The sequence below is a fragment of the Oscillibacter acetigenes genome (assembly GCF_025567605.1).
In the GTDB taxonomy this organism is placed as follows: Bacteria; Bacillota; Clostridia; order Oscillospirales; family Oscillospiraceae; genus Oscillibacter; species Oscillibacter welbionis.
In genome coordinates this window covers 241,227-244,920 of sequence record NZ_JAOQKG010000004.1, presented here as the reverse complement: position 1 = coordinate 244,920, position 3,694 = coordinate 241,227, and the positions used below count along the sequence as shown (strand labels likewise).

2 protein-coding genes are annotated in these 3,694 nt (G+C 62.8%); one reads left to right on the top strand and one right to left on the bottom strand.

The features are described from left to right. Positions 1-273: 273 nt before the first annotated feature. Positions 274-1,551 (bottom strand): L-cysteine desulfidase family protein, encoded by a 1,278-nt coding sequence (locus OCV80_RS10000; protein ID WP_136890740.1) that lies wholly within the window; start codon positions 1,549-1,551, stop codon positions 274-276. Positions 1,552-1,743: 192 nt separating this feature from the next. Between OCV80_RS10000 and OCV80_RS09995 the strand changes: the two genes are divergently transcribed. Further along, the coding region (locus OCV80_RS09995; protein WP_267288386.1) for a sigma-54 interaction domain-containing protein at positions 1,744-3,694 on the top strand (1,951 nt) is incomplete at its 3' end.

Below are 3,694 nucleotides of genomic sequence, written 5' to 3'. Positions count from 1 at the left end.
GACCTCGTCGAAGCCGGATTCCTCCATCTTCCCACTGTACCAGTTCTGCCACCCCCTGCTCCCGGCCGGAGGGGCCGGGGATGCGGACGGTCTCCTGGCAGAAGGGATCAGCAGTTCCTCCCGGCTGTCCTGTTCACTCCATTTTCCGCAGCGCACCGCGCTGCTTAAGATACTCCTATGGTAGGGGATTTCGCCGGAAAAATCAACCCCGGAAAAAAGCCGCCCGGCGGGAGTTTCCCGCCGGGCGGCTTTGAAGGACGCAGGCGCATACATTTAGGCGTCCTTCTTCATCATGATGTCCAGGATGGTCTTGTCGGTCTCCACCATGCCGGGGGTGCTGACCAGGCCCATGTTGCGGATGGCCTGCTCCGGCGTCTTGCCGCAGATGCCGTCCGTGGACTGGAGCACCACATCGCTCATGGCCAGTTGGGCACACATGATGGCGGCGTTGGTGGCAGTAGCCAGCTTCAGGGCGCAGCCGATCTTGCCGCCGTCGCAGATCATACCGGTGAGGTTGCCGCTCATGTTGATGATGGCCTTGCCGATCTGCTCATCGCTGCCGCCCATCAGCCACACCATGGACGCGGCGGAGGCGGTGGCGGCAGAGACGCCGCAGCCGCAGGTGGCAGACAGCTTGCCGGTGAAGATCTTGATATACACGTTCAGGGTGTGGGAAAAGGCCAGCGCCTTTTCCAGCTGCTCCTTGGAGGAGCCCAGGTGCTTGGCCAGCTCCACCACAGGGATGATGGCAGTGATGCCGTGGTTGCCGCTGCCGGCGCTGCTCATAACGGCGTAGGGGCAGCCGCTCATGCGGCCCTCGGCGCTGCTGGCCACCCGCAGCATGGTGTTGGCCGCGAAGCTGTCGCCCAGCAGGTCTGCCTTCTTCAGGGCCGTGGCGATGCCAACGCCCAGGGTGTGCTCCAGGCCGAAGTCGGCCAGCTTCTCATTCATATCCATGCCATCCAGCATGAAGGCCAGCTCCTCCTCGCTGCACTGGTCCACCAGGGCGCGGATCTCCGCCACAGTCATGGGAGCCAGCCGCTCATGGAGCTCATCCTGTCCACCGGCCGCATACTCCTTCTTCACCAGCACGTCGTTGTTCCGCACGGTGAGGACGATGTTGGAGTGGGTACCCCGGATCTCGCTGATGCCGATGCCGGCGGTGGTGATTACCTCTGCCCGGGCATACAACTGTGTCTCCTCCTGCTTGATCATCACCACCACATGGCGACCCTCCACCAGCCGGATGGCCTCGTCGCTGACGGCGGGGGTGATGTCCTCCAGCAGCTGGAGGCTCTTCTCCGGGTTGTGCAAGCAGGCGCCCAGAGCGGCGGCGTACTTCAGCCCCACCCGGGAGAAGCCGGGGATGCCCACGCTCATGCCGTTCTTATAGATGCCGGGGTTGACTTCCACCTTGATGGAGACGATGTCTCCGCCGATGGCATGGCTGGCGTCAGCGGTGGCCAGGGCCACGCACACCGGCTCCGTGCATCCCAGAGCGGGGACGACCTCCTGCCGCAGCAGGGTCAGCAGTTCTTCTTTCGTAATCATGAGGGAAGCTCCTTTCTGTATCCAGGCGAATCTCCAATGGCCCGCAACATATTCAACCTGATAAGATAAGCAAATCTCGTGCCAACTGCTTCCCCCGTGAATTTCCTGAAAAAACAGCCTCTCCCCCCTTGTAAAGGAGAGCGAATTATGGGAAAATGGTCAAAGTAAATGGTTAATTGGGAGGTGAGCTGCGTGGAAAAAAAGGCAATCTCCATCATTGCGCTGGACCCCAGAGCTGCCCGCTCCTATGGACGGGATGTGGAGGGCCTGTTCGGAGAGGTGGCGGATGTCTCGGTGTTTTCCGTCATGGACGGGAGCGCCATGGGCATGCTGCCCCATGCGGATCTGTTTGCCGCCTCCACGGACGCCTTTGGGTCGCCGGAAGAGCTGGCCCGCCACGTGCCTATCGACAGTCAGACCATGGCGGTGCAGGCCTCCTTCCGCTGGCAGGAGCTGCGGCGGCTGAAGGAACTGCCCGCCGGCAGCCGGGTGCTGTTTGTCAACATGACGGAGACCATGGCCCGGGAGGCCATCGCCCAGCTGGAGCAGTTCGGCATCACCCACGTCCATTGGATTCCCTTCTATCCCGGGGCAGAGCTGCCGGGGGATGTGCACATCGCAGTGACACCGGACGAGATGCGCTATGTGCCGGAGGAGATCGAGACCAAAATCGACGTGGGACAGCGGGCCTGCACCTCCGGCATGATGATCGAGATCGCCCTGCGGCTGGGGCTGGAGCATCTGCTGGAGACGGAGAAGTTCCAGACCTATTTCCAATCGATTGCAACCAGCAATTACAGCTTTGACCAGATGTTCGCCCGCTCCATCCGGCTCGAGAGCCAATTCCATATTTTAATGGAGACGCTGGAGGACGGCGTGGTGGGCGTCAACGAACGGGGCGAGGTCTTCGCCTGCAACCGCCATGCGGAGGAAATCACCCGTACCAGCGCCGACTTGGTGATGGGCAAGCCGGCCTCTCAGGTCTTCCCCTATCTCCCCTTCTCGAAATGTTTACAGGAACGGGAGCGGCTGCCTGCCAAAATCATCCGCCTCAACGGCATCAACGTCAGCGCGGAGGTGGTGCCGGTGATGCGGCAGCGGGCCTGCATCGGCGCGTTTGCCATCCTGCAGCGGTTCAACGACGTGGAGGCCCGGCAGAGCCAGCTGCGCAACCAGCTGCTTCACAAGGGCTACCGCGCCAAGTACGGCTTTGAGGATGTGATCGGGGAGTCGGATGCCATCCAGAAGGCCAAGGAGGTGCTGCGGCGGATGGCTGTCAGCGAGAGCCCCATCCTGCTGATCGGCGAGACCGGCACCGGCAAGGAGCTGTTCGCCCACGCGGTCCACCGGGCCTCCCGGCGGCGGAACGGGCCCTTCGTGGCCATCAACGTGGCGGCCTTCCCGGAAAACCTGCTGGAGAGCGAGCTCTTCGGCTATGAGGAGGGGGCCTTCACCGGCGCCAAAAAGGGCGGCCGCCTGGGCCTGCTTGAGATCTCCCACCAGGGCACGCTGTTTCTGGACGAGGTGGAGGGCATGAGTCCGGCTCTTCAGGTCAAGCTGCTCCGGGTCCTGCAGGAACGGGAGATCATGCGGGTGGGCGGCACCTCCATCATTCCCATCGACGTGCGGATCGTGGCCGCCACCAACGAGTCTCTGGAGCGGAAGGTGGCGGAGGGCACCTTCCGCCGGGATCTGTATTACCGTCTCAGCACCCTGCCCATCGTCATCCCGCCCCTGTCGGAGCGGGGGGACGATCTGTTCCTGATCCTGGAGCAGTTCCAAAAGGAGCTGGGCGGCAGCTTCCGCCTGACGCCTCAGGTGCGGGGCTTTCTGAAATCCTACTCCTGGCCGGGCAACATCCGGGAGCTGCGGAACGTAGTGGAGTACTTTCTCTACACCGGCCACGATCCCATCACCATGGAGGACCTGCCCCCCACCGTGTTCCACAGAGCCCCGCAGGCGCCGATCCGGCAGTTGCCGGAGACGCCGCAGCAGCCTTCTTCTGATGTGTTCCGCTTTGTGCTGGAACAGCTGTATCAGGCCTCAGAGGCCCGGCAGCCCATCGGCCGGGAGCGGCTGCTGCAGCTGGCGCGGGATGCTTTTGTCCCCACTTCCCAACAGGAAATCCGAAGCATTCTGGCCC

Coding starts and splice junctions, on each gene's coding strand:
- OCV80_RS10000 (WP_136890740.1), bottom strand. CDS start 1,551: ATGATTACGAAAGAAGAACTGCTGACCCTGCTGCGGCAGGAGGTCGTC.